We start from the raw sequence: 22,474 nt of genomic DNA on the forward strand, positions 1-22,474 counted from the left end.
GCCGTTTATGCTTCGTTGCGGGGGACGGCGAAATAGTCGACGATAAAATCGCGAAATTTACGGGCGGCGATGGACAAATAGCGCTTCTCATGCCAAGTGACCTGGAACGTACGCTGACAAACCGGATGTTCGATCGGCAGCACGGTGACGCGGGACCGGACGTCTTTGCCGCAGCCTCCGATCAGCGCCACGCCCAGCCCGGCGCGTACGAGGCTTACGATGGCGGACGGTTCGTCGACCCGGCAGACGAACTTGGGCGCGATCCCCGCTTTCCGCAGGAAGCCGTCGTTCATGGGCTGGAACAGCATGCCTTCCTTGTACCCGATAAAGGGATCATTCGCCAGCTCGCTTAAAGAAATGCCGGAGCGATCGGCAAATCGGTGTCCCGGAGGAACGGCGACGAAGACATCTTCCCGGAAAACGGGGGTCGAACAGAACCCCGTCCGCTCGATAGGCAGCGGCGAGAAACAAATATCGACCTCGCCCGCCTCGAGCAAATCCGCCATCTCTTCGATGGAAGCTTGAGTAATCCGATAATCGATCCGCGGATGAAGCGACAAAAACGCGCCCAACGGCTCGGCCAGACGGTCCAGCGTCGATGTTGCCAGATGAATGGCGCCTTGCTCCAAACCCGCCAATTCCATTACTTCTTTCCGTCCCTCTTCCAACGCGTCGAGGGCTATTTCCACTTTGCCGAGAAACGCTTTGCCGAATGAATTGAGCCGGATTTGTCTGCCATGACGGTCGAACAACGGGGTCCCGACATCTTCCTCCAATCGGGCTATCGTCTTGCTTAGTGCCGGCTGGGCGATATGGAGCTCTTGGGCCGCTTTAGTCATATGCTCCAACCTGGCCACAACCCGAAAATATTGCAATTGCAGAAGTTCCATGTCAATCATCCCTTATATACTCAAAGTTATATAACTGATATCATTTTATATATTTTTGTTTATTTAAGAATCATTATAAAATAAATCGTAGACATAAGGAAAGGGGAAATGAGGATGAACGATCGTCCGGATAAAATGAGAGCGGCGGCATTTACCGAGTATGGTTCGGCGGAGGTGCTGCAAACGATGGAATTCGATGTTCCGCAAGCGGGAGCGGGCGAGGTGAGGGTTCGCGTCAAAGCGGCGGGCGTTCAGCCGGCCGATACGGCAATACGCGGCGGAAGAAGTCCGCGCGGGGTGACGGTGCGGCTTCCGCAAATTCCGGGAAACGAATTTGCCGGAGTGGTCGAGCAAGTCGGTCAAGGAGTAACCGGGTTTCCGATAGGCAGCGAGGTGATCGGTTACAAAGTGTTGACGTGTTATGCGCAATACGTCGTTGTAAGCGCGGACCAGATTGTGGCCAAGCCGGATAGCATGCCTTGGGACGAAGCCGGGGCATTATCCGCTTCGGGACAAACGGCGCATACAGCCCTGCAAGAGCTTCGCGTCGGCTCTGGCGATACCGTCCTCATTCACGCGGCAGCCGGTGGAGTCGGCTCGGCGGCGGTTCAACTGGCCAAGGCTTGGGGAGCGTCTACCGTAATCGGAACGGCCAGCGAACGAAACCACGATTATGTTCGTTCCTTGGGCGCTATCCCGGTCGCGTATGGCGACGGGTTGGCCGAAAGGGTGAGGGCGATTGCTCCCGGCGGTATTGATGCCGTATTGGATGCGGCCGGCGGCGATGCGCTTAAAGTATCCGTGGAGCTGTGCCAAAATCGGGATCGAATCGGAACGATTGCCGGCTTCGATTTGGCAGAACAGCTGGGAGTTCGGACGATCTTCAGCAAACGTTCCGCCGAAAGGCTGGCGGAGCTCGTCGAATTGTACAGGAAAGGGAAGCTGCGGATTGCCATTAGACAAACATTCCCATTGGACAAGGCGGCGGATGCTCATAGAGAAATAGAAACCGGACACGGCTTCGGCAAAGTCGTAATCGTCATGGATTAAAGACCGGCAGCCGGGTTCATAGCGGCCGCTGCTTCAGCCTGCGATAATCGCAGGCTTTTTTGCCTTATCAGACCTTGCCGAGGAGGTCGACAAACAGCTGAAGAATAATAAATAAAGATATGCGGAAAGAGGGACGTTGTCGGATGGCGTCCCTCTTTTTATGTGCACCGGCTGTCGTCCCAACCTTTAAGTTTCGTAAAGAACTTGCCCCGTTATAGAGGTATCGTATCCCTGCATGTTTTGCAGCTCGCTGCGGAACGCTTCGGATTGCAGGATGGACATCACCTGCTCGATCCATGGGAGATTGTCTTGGTTTTTCAGCATGACAAGATCGTAGCGTTCCCGTACGAGCGGTATAAAATCTATACCGCCTACGAGGAGCGCGGCTTTCTCGATGCCTACCCCGACGTCGGCTTCACCTGACGCGACTTTGCCCGCTACGCTCATATGGTTCGTTTCCTCCTGCTCGTAACCGATGAGCTGGCGGCCCGAAATGCCGTGCATCCGCAATTGCTCGTCCAGCAGCACCCGTGCTCCCGACCCTTTCTCACGGTTGACGATCCGGAGTCCAGGCAGTCCCAGTCCGGACCAATCCCGGATTTTCCAAGGGTTGCCCCGCTGCACGTACAATCCGGCCGAACGCGAGAGCAGATTGACGACGACGCAAGAGTAGCCTATCAGCAGCTTGCGAACGAAAGGAATATTGTATTGTCCCGTATCGCCGTCCAACAGATGCGTACTGACGATGTCGGCCTCGCCCTTGTACAGCGAGATCAGACTGTCCAGACTTCCGACGAACGATCGAAGCGGTCGAATCGCAGGGGAGCTCTTCTCCATATATTTGGCCAACAGATCGAGGCTTACGTCCTGACCGGTTATGACGAGAGACCGGCTCGCGCTGCTTGCAAGCGAAGAGGGAGTGGCGAAGGAAGGCTCGGAAGTCTCGGGATGAGCCGATACGGTTTGCCTTCCTTTTGCCCGGGCTTTGTACGCTTCGAGATCGACAGCGTCAATCCGCATCTGTTTCCCCACGCGATAAGCGGGAAGCGCCCCCTTCTTGATGAGATCATATACGGTCAATTTGGATATTTTCAAAAGCTTGGCTATTTCTTCGGTCGTGTAGGAGATGTCGGACTTCATGGTTTCCTCCGGGCGGTACGTATTGTACTAATCTTACGATTGTCGATCCTGTATTTCAATGCCATTTATTTACGAAATCGATCGCAATCATTATAATCAGATATATCCAGTTATAAATGATGATATTTAGTAGGACGGCCATTGGCAGGATCGAGTATGGATTGACCGTTGGGAATGAACAAAGGGGAGTGTTCCGATTGTTGTCGAGCAATTTTCGTAGTACAGTGGTTATAATTTCCTTATTGTCGGTTGCGTTGCTGGGCTGCGGTACGAAGAAAGAGCCGACTGCCGCCGCAGACCGCACAGAGCTTACAATTTCGGCGGCCGCGAGCCTGACCGACGCTTTGAACGAAGTAAAAGCTACTTACGAGCAGCAAAACAAAACGATTCGGCTGAACTTCAATTTCGGAGCGTCCGGAGCGCTGCAGCAGCAAATCGAGCAGGGAGCGCCGGCCGATCTGTTCTTGTCGGCCGCTTCGAAAAACATGAAAGCTTTGATCGATAAGCAGCTTATCGATCCGGCACGTAACAAGACATGGCTGATCAATGAGCTGGTAGTCGCAGTAGCCGCGGATGGCAAGTCGGGTGTACGCAGCATAGGAGATTTGCAGCAAAAGGATGTCATGCATCTCGCTCTTGGGGAACCGCAGACCGTCCCGGCCGGTACATACGCGAAGGAGGCGCTTACCTATGCGAAGCTATGGGACGCCCTCCAGACGAAGCTCGTTTACGGTAAGGACGTCCGTCAAGTGCTTACCTACGTGGAGACCGGGAACGCTGAAGCCGGTTTCGTCTATAAAACCGATGCGCTCGGCTCGAGCAAAGTAAAAGTCGCCTTCAGCGTCGACCCGAACGCGTATACGCCCATCGAATATCCGGCAGGTGTCGTAAAAGCTACCAAGCATAGCAAGGAGGCGGGCGATTTCTATACGTATCTTCAATCGAAGGAAGCGCTGGACATATTCGTGAAATACGGCTTCACGGTCGCGAGATGATGAACGGGATCGATTGGAACGAATTTTTATCGCCGATCGTGCTTTCTCTGAAAGTATCGGTCGTCTCCAGTCTATTCGTTCTGCTGGCAGGAGGATTATCGGCGTGGGGAATGTCCCGACGAAGCTTTAGAGGAAAGACGCTTCTGGAAACCGCGCTATTGCTGCCGCTTGTGCTCCCGCCTACGGTCGTAGGCTTTATCCTGTTGGTGCTGCTTGGTAAAAAAAGCTGGATCGGGAGTCTGGCCGACACTATTTTTCAACATTCGATTATTTTTACGTGGGGAGCCGCGGTCATCGCTTCGGTCGTAGTCGCTTTCCCGTTGGTTTACCAGACAATGAAAACCGGCTTCGCTTCGGTCAGCCCCGAGCTGCAGGATGCCGCCAGATCGATGGGGGCCGGCGAGTGGCAAGTATGGCGGTTGATTACGCTGCCGCTCTCTTGGCGCTCGATCGTCACGGCCTATATTCTCGGCTTTGCCCGCGGACTCGGGGAATTCGGCGCTACTCTGATGATTGCGGGGAACATCCCGAATAAAACGCAGACGCTCCCCACGGCGATCTATACGGCAGTCGAATCGGGCAACCGGACGCTTGCCTGGTGCTGGACCGGCGCCATTATCGCGATCTCGTTTATCATGTTATGGGCGGTGACCCGGAAAAATCGAGAGGAGTGAACGTATGCAATACCGCAGATTGGGCCATACCGATGTCCAGATACCTGTTATCGGACAAGGAACATGGAGGTTTGGCGAAGACCGGAGCAAGGCGAAGGCGGAAATCGAAGCATTGCGCTTCGGCCTGGAGCGAGGGATGAGCCTTATCGATACCGCGGAGGAATATGCCAAGGGAGGATCCGAGCGAGTCGTAGGGGAAGCGATCGCGGATGTTCGCAAGGAAGTATTCCTCGTTACGAAAGTATCGGCCAAAAACTGTTCGTACAGCGGTGTGCTGCAAGCGGCCGAATCCAGTTTGGACAGATTGAACGCCACTTATATCGATCTTTATTTACAGCATTGGCCCAACGAACAAATTCCCGTGGCGGAAACGATGGCCGCGATGACCGAGCTGATCGACAAAGGCTTGGTCAAGTATGTCGGGGTAAGCAATTTCACCCCGAAGCTTCTGGCGGAGGCGCAGCGGGCATTGGGCCGTCATCCGCTGGTGTGCAATCAGATCGCGTACCATCTGGCCGACAGGCATATCGAGGACGCGGAGCTCCCTTTTTGCCGGGAAAACGGGATTACCGTTATGGGTTATTCGCCGTTCGGCTATGCTCCCCGACATTTCGGAAAACCGGGATTTCCCCAAGCCGGCACGCCGGAGCGGGCCGTATTGGACGAAATCGGCAAAAAGTACGGCAAGAACGCTTATCAAGTCGCCTTGAACTGGATCGTCAGACAAGAGGGAATCGTCACCATACCGAAATCCGCGAATCTCGATCACATTCGGGATAATCTGAATGCCTTGGGCTGGGAGCTGGAGGAAGAAGATCTGGTTCGGATCGAGCATACGTTTCCCAAAAAGTAACGCTTATGCTCGATATAGCGAATGGGATAGAAACGAAGTCTGCGAAGGAGGAAAAAAGATGCCCGATTCCGTCAGGGCTATCGTAACGGGTGCTACCGGAATGGTAGGCGAGGGGGTAGTTCACGAATGCTTGAAGCATCCGGATGTGGAGCAGGTATTGGTGCTCGGTCGGAAACCGTGCGGTATTTCGCACCCGAAGCTGCGAGAGATTATTGTCCGCGACTTCTTCGAGCTGACCTCGATCGAAGAGCGGTTGTCCGGCTATAATGCCGCCTTCTTTTGTCTGGGCGTATCATCGGTAGGCATGAAGGAGCAACAATACGACCGGCTGACCTATGAGCTGACCTTGAACGCGGCCGATACCTTTGCGAGATTGAATCCGGACATGATTTTCTGTTACGTATCCGGGTCCGGCACCGACAGCACGGAGCAAGGCAAATCGATGTGGGCAAGGGTGAAGGGGAAGACGGAAAATCATCTGATGAGGCTGCCTTTCAAGAAGGCCTATATGTTTCGCGCCGGTTACATGCAGCCTACGAAGGGGCTGAACAATGCGCATTCCTATTATTCCGCGCTAGGCTGGCTGTATCCGGTATGGAAGTTGCTGTTCCCGAACCATGTATGCACGTTGCAAGAAGTAGGAATCGCCATGATCCACTCCGTCACGAAAGGGTATGAGAAGTCCGTGCTGGAAGTAAAAGATATCGTTGCTTTGGCACGGCGATAAGAGGAAGAAAAGCCTCGACCCGGTTAACGAACCAGGTCGAGGCTTTGTAGATTAGCCGATCATGAGAATGTCGCGTATATCCTCTTCCGTCAATGCGGACAATGCTTCCTGACCGGGCTGGATGACTTCCTCGATCAAATTTTTCTTTTTTTGCTGAAGCAAGTACATTTTGTCTTCCACGGTGCCTTGGCTGACCAGTCGAATGACCTGCACGACGTTTTTCTGCCCGATCCGGTACGCCCGGTCGGCGGCTTGCTGCTCCACGGCGGGGTTCCACCATAGATCGTACAAAATGACCGTGTCCGCTCCGGTCAAGTTCAGACCGGTGCCGCCGGCCTTCAAGGAAATCAGGAACAATTCCCGTTCGCCGTCGTTAAATCGGCTGCACAGCTCGACGCGCTCCGCTGCGGGGGTTTTGCCGTCCAAGTAAAAATGCGGCACTCCCTGACGGCCCAGCTCTCTTGCGATCAAACCCAGCATCTCGGTAAATTGCGAGAAGACGAGCATTCGCTTTCCCGCGCTCCGGCATTCCTCCACAAGCTCCAGCAACTGCTCGAATTTGGCCGAGCTTCCGTCGTACCCTTCGACGAACAGGGCGGGGTGGCAGCACAGCTGGCGGAGACGGGTCAATCCGGCCAATATTTTGATCCTGTTTTTTTGGAACCCGTTCTCGTTCAGGTGCTGCAACGTTTCTTGACGCAATTTGGCCAAGTAAGCAGCGTACAGCTTCTTCTGATCCGGCAGCAGCTCGGACGTTTGCAGCGACTCGATCTTCTCCGGCAGCTCCTTCAGCACATCGGATTTCAACCGGCGCAGCAGAAAAGGGCGAATTCGTCTCGCCACGCTTTCCCGCGATAATTCGTTAAACGCTTTTCTGCCCGGGAACAGCCCGGGAAATACGGCTTCAAAAATGGACCACAGCTCTTCCAACGAATTTTCTACGGGAGTTCCGGTCAGGGCGAAACGATGCCGGGCTTGCAGCAGTTTCACGACCTGAGCCGTTTGGGTCGTATAATTTTTGAATGCCTGAGCCTCGTCCAACAATAGCGTATGATACGTTTGTTCCGAATACAGATCGATGTCTCTCCGAATTAGCGGGTAAGAGGTAATAATGACATCCATGCTCGGTATTTCCCTCAAAATGGCGCGTCGGTCCGCTCTGCTCCCGTCAGCGATGACGGCCCGAATTTCGGGCGCGAACTTCGTTAGCTCATTTCTCCAGTTATACGTTAGGGAGGCGGGGGCAACGACGAGCGCCGGCATCCCCAGACTGCGGATTTCCGGCAGTGCGGAGACGAGAAACGCGATGCTTTGCAGCGTTTTGCCAAGCCCCATATCGTCCGCCAAAATGCCGCCGAACCGGTAGTGTGCGACCGTCTTCATCCATTGGTACCCGAACTTTTGGTAATCCCGAAGTACCGTGTCCAGAGCAGCGGGGACAGGGAAATCCAAATGGTCCGGATTGCGCATGTTCTCCAACAGCCGGCGCAGCGATTTGCCGAGCGTCACGGCATTCCCTTGACGCATCGAATCGGTCAAGTGGAGACCGCGGACGACCGGGAGCCGGAATTGCGAACCGATTACATCCGTGTTGCTAATGCCGACTTCGTTAAGAAGGCGGATGATTTCCTGGAATTCCGCGCTATCCAGCGGCATTAACGCCCCATTCGGCAGCCGGTAATATTTCCGTTTCTCCTCGAGCGATATCAACAATTCGCGAATGTCGGAGTCTGGTATGCCTGCCATGTCGAACCGGAATTCGAGCCATTCGATCCGTTCATCCACATCCACCGTTATTTTCGGTGGAGCGTGCTTGGTGACGATTCGCACCTTCACGGCTGAAGTGGCGTACACTTTCAGCAGCTTCTCCAGCTGCGGCACGATGGTGTACAAAAAATCGTATTCCGCATCCTCGTCATCCAGAAAGTAGCCGCTTTCCGTCCGGGCGAAGGAGCCCTGCTCCAAAAGCTCGATAATTTGCCGCTCCTTCTCCCCGTCCCTCATCAAAATGCGGCCGCTGCCGCCTTTGGCGCGGTTTCCTTCCAAAGGATTGAAGACGATGTCGCCGTATTGAAACTCCAAGCCGGCCAACAGCCGAGACTTTACCCGGTCCAAATACAGCTTGGCCTCGAGCGGCGTGCGAACAAGACGGTCTGAAACCGTTTGAGCGATCCGAACGTTCCCGAGCTTCATCAGCCCCGGGATAACCCTCTCCATGAAAAGCTCCATTTGCTCCGGCGGTATATGGATTTGGTGCTTTCGCAAAGGCTCGAGCATTCGCATCATTTCGACGAGGCGATTGCACGCGTCGGCCTGCAGCTTCAGCAGCTTGCCTTCGGAAAGGACGATGCCGTACGACTCCATGACCGTTATGTGTTCCATACCGTGGACATTCAATACATAACCTTCCCCCTGCGCTTGGTCGAATTCAAAATCAAGCGGAAGAGGCTCCTCGGATACGCGGATGCCTTCGAACGTGCCTTCCTCGTATACCAGTTGCACGGAAGGCGCTGCCGCCAGCAAAGGAAGGAGTGCGTCCCAAGAGAATGGGGGAATCAGCAGCTGCCGCTCGCCCTTCGGCTTGCGAGTTTGGATTGAATACGGATTGGAAGCTTCGCGGTACATGTTCTCGTTGCGGTTTATTTGGATCAGCTGCCGAATTACGGCATCATCCCGCTCCTGAAAGCTGTGCAGCTCCGGATCGTAAATGAATTGCTTGGACAACGGGAAGGGCTGTCTCCGATCGATCCGTTCGAGAAACGATTGGATAGGCTGAACGATATAGGGTCGCTTCGGGCCGACTTTCATCTCGATGCCGAACATAACCTTCCCGAAGCCGTAGTATACGGGCTTGCAGACGAACTCCACCTGTAAGGGCGTCCGATTATCGAAAAAGGGCCGGCTGCCGGTCGGCCGCATCGGTTTCTCGCTGAACAGTCCGAGCATGCCGCTGGTCAGTTCGAGATCTCCTTCCGAACTCCCTGTTCGTCTTGCCGAAGCAAAATCGATTCGGGGATGACTTAGGCCGGGTTTCCTTGCGAATGCTTCTTCCGTTTGCAGTCTGGATACACCCGGACGGATTGCCTGCAATCCGTCCTCCAGTTGAATGCCGTGGAGCTTGATCAGCGCGGCAGCAATATGCTCGCAATAACGAGAGGGAGAACCGGCTGAAGGACAAGTACATGTCGCATGCACGTCTCCGTTCCGGTCGATCTCGACGGATACTTGGGTGCCGATGCTTCCTTGCACGGTTGCTTCGTAACGGGGGTGATCGGGATCGGTATGGGTAATTGTCACTTCTCCGGCTTGGCAGCTTTTGTCTCCCAGTTCATACGCGCGTTCTCCGCACAGCAATTTGATGACCCGCCGGGTCAGTTGAAAGCTCATTTCCCAGATCCTTTCTATTCGTTAGTCATGCATTACGCACGATCGCTTATTCTCGAAACGCTTCTCTCATGATAACAGAAATATCGAAAAAGAACAGGGAACCTAAGGTCAAGCGTCGAAGGTGTAGTCATCGATCATAATCATTATCGGAAGTACGTCCATAGAGGAGGTAGACAACGTGGTTCTGCATGATGGTAATCAATCGGAGCTTGCATCGGATTTAAATGCGATCGCCCGATTTCTGGCCAAGCAGGATGTTTCGTCTTCGGATTGGAGGACGGTCGATATCGATCTGGCGATTCTCGCGGGCAATGAAACGCTGCATTCCGTTTTGACGGCAGCGGAACTGGTTGGAAGCGGCTTTCAAGGGCAACTGCTGATTAGTGGAGGAAACGGACATGCGACACCCCGATTGGAAGCCGCCATTCAGAGTCATCCCCTTTTCCGCGATGTGGAAACGGCGAACCGATCCGAGGCGGAGATGATGGCCTCGATACTGACGCGTCATCTGGGAGTGCCCGACCGGCAGCTGCTTCTGGAAGCCCGTTCTTCCAATGCGGGCGAAAATGCGCTTTTTTCATGGCAGCGGCTTGTGGAAGCACGTCTTGTTCCGAAGAAGGTATTGCTGATTCAGGACCCGCTTATGCAGAGACGTCTTCAGGCCACGTTTCAGAAATGCTGGGCGCCTTTCACCGAAGCTTTGTTTTACAGCTGCGCCCCATTCGTACCGGTGGTCGATTATGTAGACGGAGCCATGATCATCAACACGCCGGACGGTCTGGAGGCGTGGTCTCCGGGTCGGTTCGTTTCCATGCTGCTGGGCGAACTGCTCCGTCTTCGCGACGATGAGCGCGGGTATGGTCCGAACGGCAAAAACTATATCGTTTCCGTACGTATACCGCCGGAAATCGAGCAGGCTAATTCCCGGGTGACGGCTTCTTTCGCCGGGAAAGATATGGCGAGGCCCGTATGCTGATTTTTAACAAGTGAAAATTGTCAAACAATTCTCATCATTCCTCTATGGAGCTTGGGTGCAAGCGTCTTATAATGAAGAAGCAATGGATGAAACCGGGAGGGGATAAGCGGGCATGAATCATGGCGGGATCAAAATATTTGCGGGAAGCTCGGGAAGGTCGTTCGCGGAACGCATGTGCAAGTACTTGGATGCGGAATTGGGGTTGTCGGAGGCGATTACGTTTTCCGAAGGAAATACGTTTGTCCGGATTGGCGAAACGGTACGGGACAAAGACGTGTATCTCGTTCAGTCGATCGGTCTGAAGCCGAACGATGAATTTGTGGAAATTTTGTTTTGGGTGGATGCCTTCAAGCGGGCCAGCGCCAATTCCGTAACCGTCATCATGCCCTATTTCAGCTATGCGAAAGGGGATAAGAAGGACGAGCCCCGAGTATCGATCCGGGCTCGGGTGTGCGCGGAATCGATCGAGCTGGCCGGAGCGGACCGCGTCGTAGCGATGGATTTGCACAGCCATCAAATCCAAGGATTTTTCAAAAAGCCCGTCGACCATTTATTCGCGCTGCCCGTCTTGTCGGAGGCGATTCTGCAAATGAATTTGACCGATCCCGTCGTGGTCTCTCCGGACGCCGGCTTCGCCAAGCAAGCGAGAAAGTATGCGGATTATCTCGGAATGCCGATCGCAATCGGCGACAAAACCCGGAAAGATCACAAGGAGAAGGCTGAAATCATGGAGATTATCGGGGATGTTCGCGGCAAAACGGCCGTCATCATCGACGATTTTACGATTACGGGCGGAAGTATCGTCGAGCTGTCGAAAGGGTTGAAGGCGAGAGGCGCCAAAAGGATCATTGCCTGTTTGTCCCATTTGCTGGTGAACGAGAAGGGTGTCAAGAAGCTGGAGGACAGTCCGATCGAGCTGATCCTTGGAACGGATTCCGTCGTAAATCCGCATATCGCGCAATCCGACAAAATAAGGCTCGTGTCGGTTGCTCCGCTGTTCGCAGAGGCGATTAGCCGAATCCATAGAAGGGAATCGGTTAGCCCATTATTCGAACGCGTGCCCGACGGCGTAATCAAAAGCTCCTTGATTACGGATTGAAGCGACTAAGGCATCGGCTCGAACCGGTCTGCAAACCGAGTCAGCCAGCCATACAGGAGACCGCTTAACAAAATTGCGGATAAAATGGCCGCAGGCAGCTTACTCAGCTTAAACGTTTTGCCGATGGTTTTGTACAGGAAGATATATGCCAATGCCATTCCCATACAAAACGTTGCGATCAAAAACGCCGTTCCATCCATATAACCGCCTCCTATGCATACTAGTACTCTCGGCGACAGGGTTTGTTGCGCAGCATGACCGGCAAAGCCGGACGCCAAGTATGCTCCGGTCGGAGATCTATTTATCGCGGCATGCGACGATAGTCATTAGTCTGCCTGTTATGCCCAAGCTATTCGTGCTTTTTTGTAAAATCAATATAGGTCGAAAGCTCCTTACGCCCGCTTGTCATAATATGGTAGAATCCACTAGCGGATAGGGAGGAGATAAAAATATGAAGAGACAAACCAAGCTAACGCGGACGGCAGCGGCGGCCATGCTCGTGGGCATGCTGCTGCTGTCGGCCTGCGGCCAGAAGCCGGAAGATCCGGGAGCTGCTGCGGCAAATTCGCCAAACCCGACAGAAGCGACGACAAAACCGGCTGGGGAATCACCCAAGCCTGCGGAGCCGGTCAAAGCGGCGACCGGAGCGGACGTATTCGCGAAGACGATGGAAGCTTCCGCCAAGCTGGAAAGCTTTACGGTTGCCATGAACTCGAAACAGACGATGGAGCAGGCCGGAACAAAAATGGATATCCAGTCCAAAATCGACATGGATTTCATCATGAAGCCGCAAATCTCGTTCAAGCAAATCATGACGGTGAACATGTCGGGGCAGGATGTCAAGATGGACATGTACTTCACCAAGGACGGCTTCTTCATGAAAGATTCCTCCACAGGTCAATGGACGAAGCTGCCGAAAGAGCAGATGGATCAGATGATGAGCATGATTTCCGAAGAGCAGCTCGACCCTTCGAAGCAGATGGAGAAGCTGAAGCAGTTCGCGAACGATTTTACGGTTAGCGAGAGCGGCGGGGATTATGTCGTCAAGCTGTCGGCTACCGGCGAAAAGTTCAACAGCTTCATCAAAAACGAAATCAAAGAAAGCATGAGCGGCAATCCGCAAATGGGAGCCATGCTCGACCAAAGCATGTCCGCGATGTCCATCAAAACGGTCGAATACGCGTATACCGTGGACAAGAAGACGTATAATCCGAAAAGCATGAAAGTAAGCATGGATTTGGAGATGGATATCCAGGGACAAAAGATGCGTATGGTCCAGGATATGGAAGGCACTTATTCGAACTATAACAACATCAAAGAAATTACGGTTCCGAAGGAAGCGTTGGAAGCGAAAACCGTCGGGTCGATATAAGGACTGGATAAATAAAGAGAGCATTGAACTTTCGTTCATGGCTCTCTTTTTTCGTGGCCGCTCCGGACGAGCCTAGTGATCGCCGTGAAGCGGAAACGCAATGGTGAAGGTCGTGCCCTTCCATTTCTCGCTATGCACCTCGATCGTTCCTTGCATTTTGCGAATGATGCTGAACGAGACCATCGTGCCGAGGCCGGTTCCCTTGTCCTTTGTCGAATAATAGGGAGTACCCAACCGGTTTATTTGCTCCAGGCTCATGCCGATCCCGTTGTCCTTTACGATGAGAACGGCCGACTTTTTAAGCTTCACCAGCTCGAGCTCGAGGAGTCCGTCCTCGGTCATCGCTTCAATGGCGTTTTTGCCTATATTGATGATCGCCTGGCGCAGCTTGAACTTGTCTCCGTATATAAACAGATCGCGATCCTTGATCGTAATGTTGATTTCGATATTTTGATAGTTGGCATAGGAATTCAAAATATTGCTCGCATATTGGAGCTCTTGCTCCAGCTCGATGATTTCGTTGTTTTCCGGATCCGGCTTGGCGAGGGACAAGTAGTCGGAGATGATTTTCTGTGCACGGTCGAGCTCTTCCAGACAAATTTTCTGGTAATAAGTTTTTTTCTCCTGATTCAGATCGCCGCTCCCCAGTAATTGAATAAATCCTCTGACCGAGGTCAGGGGATTCCGGATTTCGTGAGCGACCGAAGCCGCAATGTCGCTTATAATTTTTATTTTTTCGCTATGCTGCAGCTGCTGTTGGATATAGAAGTTGGCTCTGAAATATTCGGCAGCCCATATGTATAGACCGCAGCAGATGCTTTGTATGACGATCAGAAATAAAGTCGAAGCAAAGTTGTTCGTAAATAAGGAGACAATGTTGTTCGTCGCGAGATAGTACGTGATCAGAATAAGCAGCCTCGCCAGAAAGCCAACCCCGACAGCGGAAACGATTTTTTGGTAGACCGTGCTCGGTTTGCAATATTTCAAATAATACAAGAGCAGAAGCACGGACGGAATGACGGAGAAGGAATACATTAACGGGTTGGGGGCTCCTTGCAAATAACGATATACAATTAAATCGATAAACAAGAAGATCGTGACGTATATGCCGCCCAATATGGATCCGACGATTAAAGGAATAATTCTGAAATCGAAAATCATGCCATTGATCTCGACAGGAAAGGACATCGTACAGATCAGCGTCACCGAGAACAAGAGGAATACGAGTAGATTGAAGACGAAAGGCTTCCTTTCGATTTTCAGCAAATGCGGGTAAAACACGATGGGGAAAAGAATGAAAAAAAGATTGAGCAGGAAATCTTTTAAATAAGCTAACATGCTTCTCCCCCTAGAGAGCGAATATACACAAAGCTTATTATAGCAAGAATGTCCATAGAGTAAATAAGAAAATGTCAACCGCCCCAACCGTTTCGAAACCGATCGCCGGTCCGATTTCGGAAAGGGTCGTATCCGTAATTCGTCCCCACGATCTTCGCCATATCGGGGCTGTCGCCCATCGCTCACAAAAATATACAAACAACTGCAAAAAACTCTTTCCAATAGCGGGATAATCTGCCAAAATGGAATAGTCCCCGAAACAAACCACGTATGCAACCTGTATCTACAACTCGATTTTACATCCGGCGGGGAATGGACAAGCCCGCATCCAGACCGACACATTCGACTATTTACCGCGAAGGAGGGGATTGATACAAAAATAGGCCGTTAACAGAAACAGAATACCCGGAGCGGAGAGAAACCATCAGACTGAATAAAGGACTGGTGGTTAAATGAAGCGGTATGATTCCAAACGAACGATACGCTGCTTGGCCTTGCTCATGGCGATATTGCTCTGTTTCGGCGCGGTTCCGATATTCCCGCAATCCGTAGCCAGAGGGGAGACAGCTCAACTGCTTAACGGGGGATTCGAGGAAATCGCATCCGGACGACCGAAAGATTGGACTTACATTAGCGGCACGGTAGGATCTTCAGCCGAGCAGGTGCTCGCGGGAAGCTCGAGCGTCAAGCTTGACGACACTAGCGCAGCTTCCTCTACCGGGCTGCGCAGCGCGAAGATGCCGGTTACGGCGGGCCAGACGTACAATGCCACCGTATTTTCCTACAACACCCAGGGCGTTTCCGAGCTGTATCTCGAGTTCTGGGATGCGAACAACAATTATACGAAAATTTATACGGGAAGAAATTCGAGCCTGAACCAATGGAGCCAAATCCAAGTGAGCGGCGTGGCGCCGGAAGGAACCGTCTATGCGAGTTTGCGGCTGTATTTGCATGTGGCCAATATCGGGACCGCATATTTCGACGATGCCGCATTCGAGCAAGTATTGACCGGTCCCCAGCCGACTTTATTGAACGGCGGCCTGGAGCAGCTCGAGAACGGACGGCCGAAATATTGGACATTGCCCGCATCGGCCCAGTCCAGCACGGAGCAGAAGCGGTCCGGGTCCTACAGCGTCCGGATCGACGATCCGACCAGCACGGCCGGCGTTACGGTTCGCAGCAATAAAATCGCGGTTACGCCGGGTCTGAAGTATGACGCCTCGGTATGGTCGTACAATTTGCAGGGCATCTCGCAGCTATATGTCGAATTTTGGGATGCAAACAACAACTATACGACGATCTTGACGGCAAACAACAATACGCTGAATGCATGGACGCCGATTCGGATTAAAGGCGTGGCGCCGGAAGGAACGGCATACGCTACGGTCAGATTCTATTTGCACAGCGCGAATATCGGGACCGCATATTTCGACGATGCCGAGTTCTTCGAGGCCCCGCCCGATCCCGTGGCGAACCTGAACAACGGCAGCTTCGAAAGGCAAGAACAAAATAAGCCGGTCGGCTGGAGCGAGACGAACGGTTCGATCGAGCTCTCCACAGACGTTGCCAGGGACGGAGCGAATAGCGTAAAAATCGCGCATACGGGCAGCGGCGCTTCGCCAGGCTTGCTCAGCCAGCCGATTATAGTTACTCCGGGATCGGAATATGCAGCCTCCGTATATACCTATACGTATGTGCAGCAAGGAGCTTCCGTTTTGCAATTGGATTTTCTGAATGAGTTCGGCTCGACGGTAGGTTCCGTAACGTATGAGGATAACGCTTACAACGGATGGAGGCTGCTAACGGCAAGCGGCATGGCGCCTGCCGGCGCGACAACCGCGCGATTAAAGCTTGCGATGAAGCCGGACCAGGCGGGAACCGCTTATTTCGACGAAGTCCGGTTCGAGCGTGCGGATACCGCAGCGGGAAAGAAGACGCGGACAACCTACTATACGCCGGAGAAGGTCGCCGCCGCGAGACAAAACGTGCAGCTATACAACTGGGCGCAAAGCTTGCGTGACGGAGCGGTAGCCAAAGCGGACAAATATTTGGCCAAAGGGAACGAATTTCTATGGAATATCGTGACAGGGCCCGATTTGCCGCGAAGCTACGGGGTGAACCAGACGCTCGGCAGCCCGATCACCGGCAGGGCGATCGATCAATACGGCAATTATCCGTACAAGGCCGAGCCGTTGAACGAGCCGTGGAAGATAGTGGACCCGAGCAGCGGTTACAAGTTTCCGACCAACGATTTCGGAGCGTATTACCGCAGCGGGCTCGACGAGCATGGCATTTTCCAACCCGATTTGGCGGATCGCGGTTTGCTGGTCAATACGCTGTATCCGGAGAAAGGACCGACGTGGGGCGTAGACGACGGTTTCGGATGGGTGGATGACAATGGCAATCGGTATACGTTCGTCGCCTACTATACGCATTGGTTCGTCTGGTACAGCTCAGGTATGATTCAGGATTCGATTCAAGCGTTGCGCGATGCTTACCTGTATACGGGAGATGCGAAATATGCGAGAGCGGGAGCATTGCTGCTTGACCGCATTGCGGATGTATATCCCGCAATGGATACGATGCTACACGATAAAACCATTTATTTGAATTCACATGGCGGCACCGGCCACGGCAAGGCTGTCGGTTCGATTTGGGAGACGGCCTTGGTGAAAGCGTTCATTTCCGCCTATGACGCCTTCTACCCGGTTATGGACGATTCGCAGCTGACGCAATTTTTGGACGGCAAGGCCAGTCAGTTCCGCTTGACGAACAGCAAAGGGACAGGCTCGGCCATACGCAGAAATATCGAGGACGGCATTATCCGGCAAGTGTATCCGGCAGTAAAGGCGGCGCAAATCCGCGGCAACGACGGGATGCATCAGAGCGCTCTGGCGATGGCTGCCGTCGTGTACGACTCGCTGCCGGAAACGAAGGAGTGGCTCGACTTTACATTCCAGACCGGAGGCAATACGTCGAATCCTCCTGGCGTGACGGGCGGCAATATTTTGAATTCGCTCATAAGCGCCGTCGACCGCGACGGTAACGGCAACGAGGCCGCGCCGGGTTACAATGCCTTATGGCTGTCCAATCATCAGCTCACCGCGGACATTCTTGAGGGCTATGACCTGTATCCGGAGTCGGATTTGTACGAGAACGTCAAATTCCGGAAAATGTTTTCCGCCTTTTATCCGCTCACCTTAAGCGAGAAGTATACGGCGAATATCGGGGACAACGGCTCGACCGGTAACCCGGGTATATCGCTTAAATTGGCGGATATGGTCAAGGCGTTCGACAAATTCGGCGATCCGATCTATGCGCAGCTCGCGTATTTCCTTAACGGCAATCGCGCGGACGGGATCCATTTGGACGTTTTTACGGTGAATCCGAATGATATCGCGGAGAGGATCCGAAGCGTGATCGCCGAGCACGGACCGCTCGATTTGGATACCGTGAATATGACCGGTTACGGCTTCGCGGCATTGCGCGACGGGAAAAACGTATTCAACAGCTTCGGGTTGTCCTATGCGTTCCCAGCGATGGAAATTGCCGAGCAAAACACGGAAGCGAAGCTGTTCGAAGCGTCGGGCACGATTCAATTGGAAGCCAATGCGCCAGCCGGAATGATCGCCTTCAACTTCCAGGTGCCTAAAACGGACGATTATGAAATCGACCTGCTGCCGTTCCGGGCGCCGACATACGGGATTTACCGCATTTCGATCGACGGCGTTCCGATCAAAGAGTTGGACTTCTACGGCTCGAATACGAACACGTTCGACGTACTCGGTCAAATGCAGCTATCCGCGGGAACCCATGAAATCCGCTTCGAGGGCATAGGCAAAAACGCGTCCGCGGGCAATTACAAGATGGGCGTCCGCAGCTTGAATTTGCTTGACGAGCAGGCGCGCGAAATGAGAGATAATGCGGGACCGCAAGGCAATATGCTGCGCGATTTCTGGATGTACTACGGCAGGAACTCCGGTCATGGACACCGCGATACGCTCAATCTCGGCCTGCATGCCTTCGGACTCGATCTGTCCCCGGACTTGGGCTATCCGGAGTTTGCCGACAGCATAGATATGCATCGCGCCCAGTGGGTTGTCAATACGATCAGCCATAATACGGTCGTAGTCGATAAGAAGAAGCAAGCGGGTCAGTGGGTGGCCGATCCGAAGCACTTCGACGACGGCGGCATGGTGCAGCTGATCGATGTCGAAGCGCCGAAGGTGTATCCGCAGACGGAGCTGTACAAGCGGACGACCGCCATGATCAAGATCGACGAAGCGAACTCGTACGCAGTCGATTTTTTCCGGGTGAAGGGCGGCAGCGATCATTACTTCAGCTTCCACGGAGCAGAAGGAACCGCTGCCGCGGAAGGTCTCAATCTGGTGCAGCAGCCGACCGGAACGTATGCAGGGCCGGATGTGGAATATGGCCAACGGGTGGATGACATAGCAGGCTCCGGCTACATGGGCAGCGGCTTCCATTACCTCAAAAACGTATCCAGGGATATGAACCCGGCCGGGCAATTCAGCATCGATTGGAAAGCCGTCGACACATGGAAAGTGTTGTCGACACCGGCCGACATCCATCTCCGGTTGACGATGCTCGGTCCCATAGACGATGTGGCGTTGGCCGACGGCGTTCCGCCGCAGAACAAGCCCGGCAATCCGAAGACGCTGCGTTACTTCGTCGCCCATCGCAACGGAACGAATCTCGACAGCTTGTTCACATCGGTCATCGAGCCGTACAAGGACAGCCGCACCATCGCATCTATCGAACCGGCTTCGGTAACGTCGGGAGGAGCGGCGGTGGACGGTAATGTCGTCAAAGCGGTGAAGGTGACTCTCGCGAGCGGAAGAGTCGATTATATCGTCAATTCCCTGCAGCCTCAAACGCTGTACACGATCGACAACAAGCTTCAGTTCAAAGGGTTTATGGGCGTATACTCGGAGCAGAACGGACAAAACGTATACAGCTACGTCCACGACGGCTCGTATATCGCGCCGATTGGCGAGACGGTCGTGGAGGCGCCCGGAGCGCTGCAAGGCACGGTCGTCAGCTTTACTTACTCGCCTTCCGTGCAGAACGAGATTGTCGTGAACTTGAACGCGGCAGGCATGAATCCGGCGGAATTGTCCGGCAAAACGATTTATGTGGCCAACGACGGCGTTCGCAATGCCGCTTACCGGATTGTCGGGGCTACAGATGTCGGCGGCGGGCGGTATAGGCTGGATATCGGTGACAGCACATTGATCCGTTCGTTTGTCGACGCGTACGATTTCAGCAAGGGATACGTATACGATATCGCGTCCGGAGCTGCGTTCCGGATCCCGCTTACCCGGGAGAAGGTTCCGCTTCAAACGACGGCAAGCGTGACGGGTCCGCAGCAGCAGGGCTGGTATACCGGAGATGCGACGGTTACGCTCCAAGCATACGGACTAGCAGGTACTGTCGGCACTACCGTCTATAGTCTGAACGGCGGTATTGGCTGGTCCGCTTATTCGACGCCGATCGTACTGAGTGACAGCGGCATACACTCGCTGGAGTATCGGTCTACCGACTTGGCGGGGAATGTCGAGCCGACGAAATCGGCAACGGTCAAAATCGACCGACTGCCGCCCTCGACGACGGCTCAGGTAAATGGAACGACAGGGGAGAACGGCTGGTATTCCTCCGCCTCCACGGTCGTTTTGAGCACTTATGACGCCCAATCGGGGGCGGCTTCGACGGAATACGCCTTAAGCGTTACGGCCAGCACCTACGGGCAACAAAGTCACGGTTTCGTGCCGTATACGGGTCCGATTCCGTTGGACGAAGGGAAGTATACACTGCAGTTCCGCTCCATCGATGCGGCTGGCAATACCGAATCGGTGAAAACGACCGACGTGAAAATCGATCGGACAGCGCCTGCGTACACCTTGCTCTTGAACGGGACGCCTGTCGTACCCGGCGCAGAGGTGGAGGACAGCCAGTCCATAGTGTTTACGCTGCCTTCAAACGATGGGATGTCGGGCGTCGCACAACGCACCATCCTGATAGATGGCGCCGTCTATACGGAAGGAACTACGTTCAGCTGGACCGGGCAAACAGGCGATCATACGGTAAAAGCGATCGTCAAGGATTACGCCGGCAACGTCGCGGAGGCTTCGTATTCGGTGCACGTCGCGACTAGCCCGGCATCCGTCATGTCTTTGATTGCGGGGTATGCTCAATCCAATGAACTTCAGCACTCCATCGAGGTCAAGCTGACCAATTCGATGATGCAAGCGGAGCATCATCGGAACGGCGGCCGGTTGAATCAGGCGCTGCATTTTCTCGATAAATTTCTGCAGGACGTCGGGGAGCAGCAGAACGGCATCTCGGCTTCGGCCAAGCTGGCTCTGCAATCGAACGCTCACTATCTGCAGCGGCAGTGGAACGGCAATAGCTGAATGCATGCGATAAAAGGAAGGAACCAAGCCCTGTCGGGCGAGGTTCCTTCCTTTTGTCTTGCGATGCGCAAACGATTGAATCCGCTTACTTTTTCATTTGCTTCGCTTCTTCGATTTTTTTGTTCGTTGCTTCTGCTGCTTCGCGCAATGCGGTATTGATGTCTACGCCTTTGGTGGCGATGTTCGTGAGTGCAGCGTTCAGCTGTCCCGAGGCGACGACTTGATATTCGGTAATGTTGGACATCTTGGCATGTTTCGGGAACAGGGCGGTTACGTTTTGTCCGGTATATTTCGGGAGATCCTTGCCGTAGCTCGCTTGCAGCTTCGTATCGTTCAAGGAAGTCGCCAAGCCTCTGGCATTGAGCGAAGCTTGGAATTCTTCGGATACGATAAACTTCATCACTTCGAAAGCGGCTTCACGATTTTTGCTGATCGAGCTCATGTACCAGTAGTTCGGGAACGATTGAGGTCCGACTCCGCGAATATCCGGGAAATCCGGTATTTTGACGACACCCCAGTTTTTGACGCCATCGCCCGGAGTAAATCCGCAGCAGCCCGTATAGTTCGTGGCCATCGCTACCGTGCCCTTCGTATTGAAGTTTGCGACCGTCGCTTGAGCGACATCGTAGCCCGGAATCGTCATAAATCTCGTAAGCGTTTGCACGATCTTTTTCCAACCGTCCGTTTCGAAGCTGGCCTTATGCGTTTTCGGATCTACCAGATCCAACGAATATTGGTTGACCTGCAAGTAGTTGTTGTTGTCGTTGGCGAAGCCGTAATATTGCACATCCCCGTCTTTGCGGGTCAGCTTGACCGCCAATTCGTACAGTTCGTCCCAGGTGATGCCTTCCTTCGGATAAGGGATGGCGAACTTGTCGAACAAATCTTTGTTGTAGTACAAGCCGGACGTTCCGACGAAGGCGGGCAGACCGTATATGCCTCCGTTTGCCAGCTGCCTTTGGAGCTCGATCGCAGTCGGCTGGAATTTGTTCAGATCGAATTTATGCTTTGTGATCAGATCGGTTATGTCATTTTGCAAATTCAGGTTAAGCAGCGAGATATGGAAGTTCGTATACGCGCCAAATGCGATATCGAGCGGACCCTTGGTGCCGATATAATCGGTAATGCTCACTTGTGCCGGAAAATTCACTTTGAATTTGATATGAGGGAACTTCTCGTATAAATATTTGCCGTACGTATTGTCGAACCATTCCTGGTTTTGGCCGCTTAAGGAGTACAAGTGCAGCTCGATCGGTTCTTGGGGCTTTTGCTGCTGTTGCTGGGTCTGCGGCTGGGTTTGCGTACCGGCGGTTTGGCCGCCCGAGCAAGCGGTAGCTACGACGGTAGTAAAGGCTAGCAGTGCGATCATGCTTCCGTATAAAGTTTTCTTTGTCATCACGATTCCTCCAATTGGATCTTTTCTCTTCATCGCTGAACAAGATTTACGCAAACCTATTCGGTTTGCCGCGGAACTCCGTTCTGAATTCCGCTACGTGCGGCAAGACGACCCCATTTGTTTACTCGAAAGGAAAGGAGATG

General features: G+C 53.4%; 15 protein-coding genes. 9 read left to right on the forward strand and 6 right to left on the reverse strand.

What is annotated here, in order from left to right:
* Positions 1 to 5: 5 nt before the first annotated feature.
* Entirely contained in the window at positions 6 to 890 is an 885-nt protein-coding gene (locus tag FE784_RS23480; RefSeq protein WP_139604696.1) for a LysR family transcriptional regulator, read from the reverse strand.
* A gap of 135 nt (positions 891 to 1,025) precedes the next feature.
* On the opposite strand from FE784_RS23480, the gene FE784_RS23485 reads away from it, so the two are divergent.
* Positions 1,026 to 1,940: an NADP-dependent oxidoreductase gene (locus FE784_RS23485; RefSeq protein WP_139604733.1), complete on the forward strand. Its 915-nt coding sequence runs from the start codon at positions 1,026 to 1,028 to the stop codon at positions 1,938 to 1,940.
* Between the two features lie 186 nt (positions 1,941 to 2,126).
* Here the strand turns inward: FE784_RS23485 and FE784_RS23490 are convergent, their stop codons facing one another.
* The gene (locus FE784_RS23490; RefSeq protein ID WP_139604697.1) at positions 2,127 to 3,080 is read right to left on the reverse strand and encodes a helix-turn-helix transcriptional regulator; all 954 of its coding nucleotides are present in this window, start codon (positions 3,078 to 3,080) and stop codon (positions 2,127 to 2,129) included.
* A 200-nt stretch (positions 3,081 to 3,280) separates the two neighbouring features.
* Here FE784_RS23490 and modA point away from each other — a divergent pair, with 200 nt between their 5' ends.
* Genes modA through FE784_RS23510 form a run of 4 tightly spaced genes read left to right on the forward strand, consistent with a single transcriptional unit; the run spans position 3,281 to position 6,329 of the window.
* On the forward strand, positions 3,281 to 4,075 hold the full coding sequence (gene modA / locus FE784_RS23495; protein ID WP_246132143.1) for a molybdate ABC transporter substrate-binding protein: 795 nt from the start codon (positions 3,281 to 3,283) through the stop codon (positions 4,073 to 4,075).
* Positions 4,075 to 4,749 (forward strand): molybdate ABC transporter permease subunit, encoded by a 675-nt coding sequence (modB, locus tag FE784_RS23500; protein ID WP_139604698.1) that lies wholly within the window; start codon positions 4,075 to 4,077, stop codon positions 4,747 to 4,749. Before modA ends, modB begins: the two co-directional genes overlap by 1 nt.
* Before the next feature lie 4 nt (positions 4,750 to 4,753).
* The gene (locus tag FE784_RS23505; RefSeq protein ID WP_139604699.1) at positions 4,754 to 5,602 is read left to right on the forward strand and encodes an aldo/keto reductase; all 849 of its coding nucleotides are present in this window, start codon (positions 4,754 to 4,756) and stop codon (positions 5,600 to 5,602) included.
* Between the two features lie 58 nt (positions 5,603 to 5,660).
* The gene (locus FE784_RS23510) at positions 5,661 to 6,329 is read left to right on the forward strand and encodes an NAD-dependent epimerase/dehydratase family protein (RefSeq protein ID WP_139604700.1); all 669 of its coding nucleotides are present in this window, start codon (positions 5,661 to 5,663) and stop codon (positions 6,327 to 6,329) included.
* A 51-nt stretch (positions 6,330 to 6,380) separates the two neighbouring features.
* On the opposite strand, the gene FE784_RS23515 is transcribed toward FE784_RS23510, so the two are convergent.
* Entirely contained in the window at positions 6,381 to 9,716 is a 3,336-nt protein-coding gene (locus FE784_RS23515) for a DEAD/DEAH box helicase (RefSeq protein ID WP_139604701.1), read from the reverse strand.
* Between the two features lie 178 nt (positions 9,717 to 9,894).
* Between FE784_RS23515 and FE784_RS23520 the strand changes: the two genes are divergently transcribed.
* Positions 9,895 to 10,692 (forward strand): YdcF family protein, encoded by a 798-nt coding sequence (locus tag FE784_RS23520; protein WP_176706458.1) that lies wholly within the window; start codon positions 9,895 to 9,897, stop codon positions 10,690 to 10,692.
* A 112-nt stretch (positions 10,693 to 10,804) separates the two neighbouring features.
* Positions 10,805 to 11,791: a ribose-phosphate diphosphokinase gene (locus tag FE784_RS23525; protein ID WP_139604703.1), complete on the forward strand. Its 987-nt coding sequence runs from the start codon at positions 10,805 to 10,807 to the stop codon at positions 11,789 to 11,791.
* A gap of 5 nt (positions 11,792 to 11,796) precedes the next feature.
* Here the strand turns inward: FE784_RS23525 and FE784_RS23530 are convergent, their stop codons facing one another.
* Entirely contained in the window at positions 11,797 to 11,991 is a 195-nt protein-coding gene (locus FE784_RS23530; protein ID WP_139604704.1) for a hypothetical protein, read from the reverse strand.
* 251 nt (positions 11,992 to 12,242) lie between these two features.
* On the opposite strand from FE784_RS23530, the gene FE784_RS23535 reads away from it, so the two are divergent.
* Positions 12,243 to 13,163, forward strand: a complete 921-nt coding sequence (locus tag FE784_RS23535) for a DUF6612 family protein (protein ID WP_139604705.1) — start codon at positions 12,243 to 12,245, stop codon at positions 13,161 to 13,163.
* A 72-nt stretch (positions 13,164 to 13,235) separates the two neighbouring features.
* Here the strand turns inward: FE784_RS23535 and FE784_RS23540 are convergent, their stop codons facing one another.
* Positions 13,236 to 14,501: an ATP-binding protein gene (locus tag FE784_RS23540; protein ID WP_176706459.1), complete on the reverse strand. Its 1,266-nt coding sequence runs from the start codon at positions 14,499 to 14,501 to the stop codon at positions 13,236 to 13,238.
* A 452-nt stretch (positions 14,502 to 14,953) separates the two neighbouring features.
* Here FE784_RS23540 and FE784_RS23545 point away from each other — a divergent pair, with 452 nt between their 5' ends.
* Complete coding sequence (locus FE784_RS23545; protein WP_139604707.1) at positions 14,954 to 20,935, forward strand: OmpL47-type beta-barrel domain-containing protein; 5,982 nt, start codon at positions 14,954 to 14,956, stop codon at positions 20,933 to 20,935.
* Between the two features lie 85 nt (positions 20,936 to 21,020).
* On the opposite strand, the gene FE784_RS23550 is transcribed toward FE784_RS23545, so the two are convergent.
* Positions 21,021 to 22,331, reverse strand: a complete 1,311-nt coding sequence (locus tag FE784_RS23550; RefSeq protein WP_176706460.1) for an ABC transporter substrate-binding protein — start codon at positions 22,329 to 22,331, stop codon at positions 21,021 to 21,023.
* Positions 22,332 to 22,474: the final 143 nt, after the last annotated feature.

The sequence above is a fragment of the Paenibacillus hemerocallicola genome (assembly GCF_006265175.1).
Taxonomy (GTDB): domain Bacteria; phylum Bacillota; class Bacilli; order Paenibacillales; family NBRC-103111; genus Paenibacillus_AB; species Paenibacillus_AB hemerocallicola.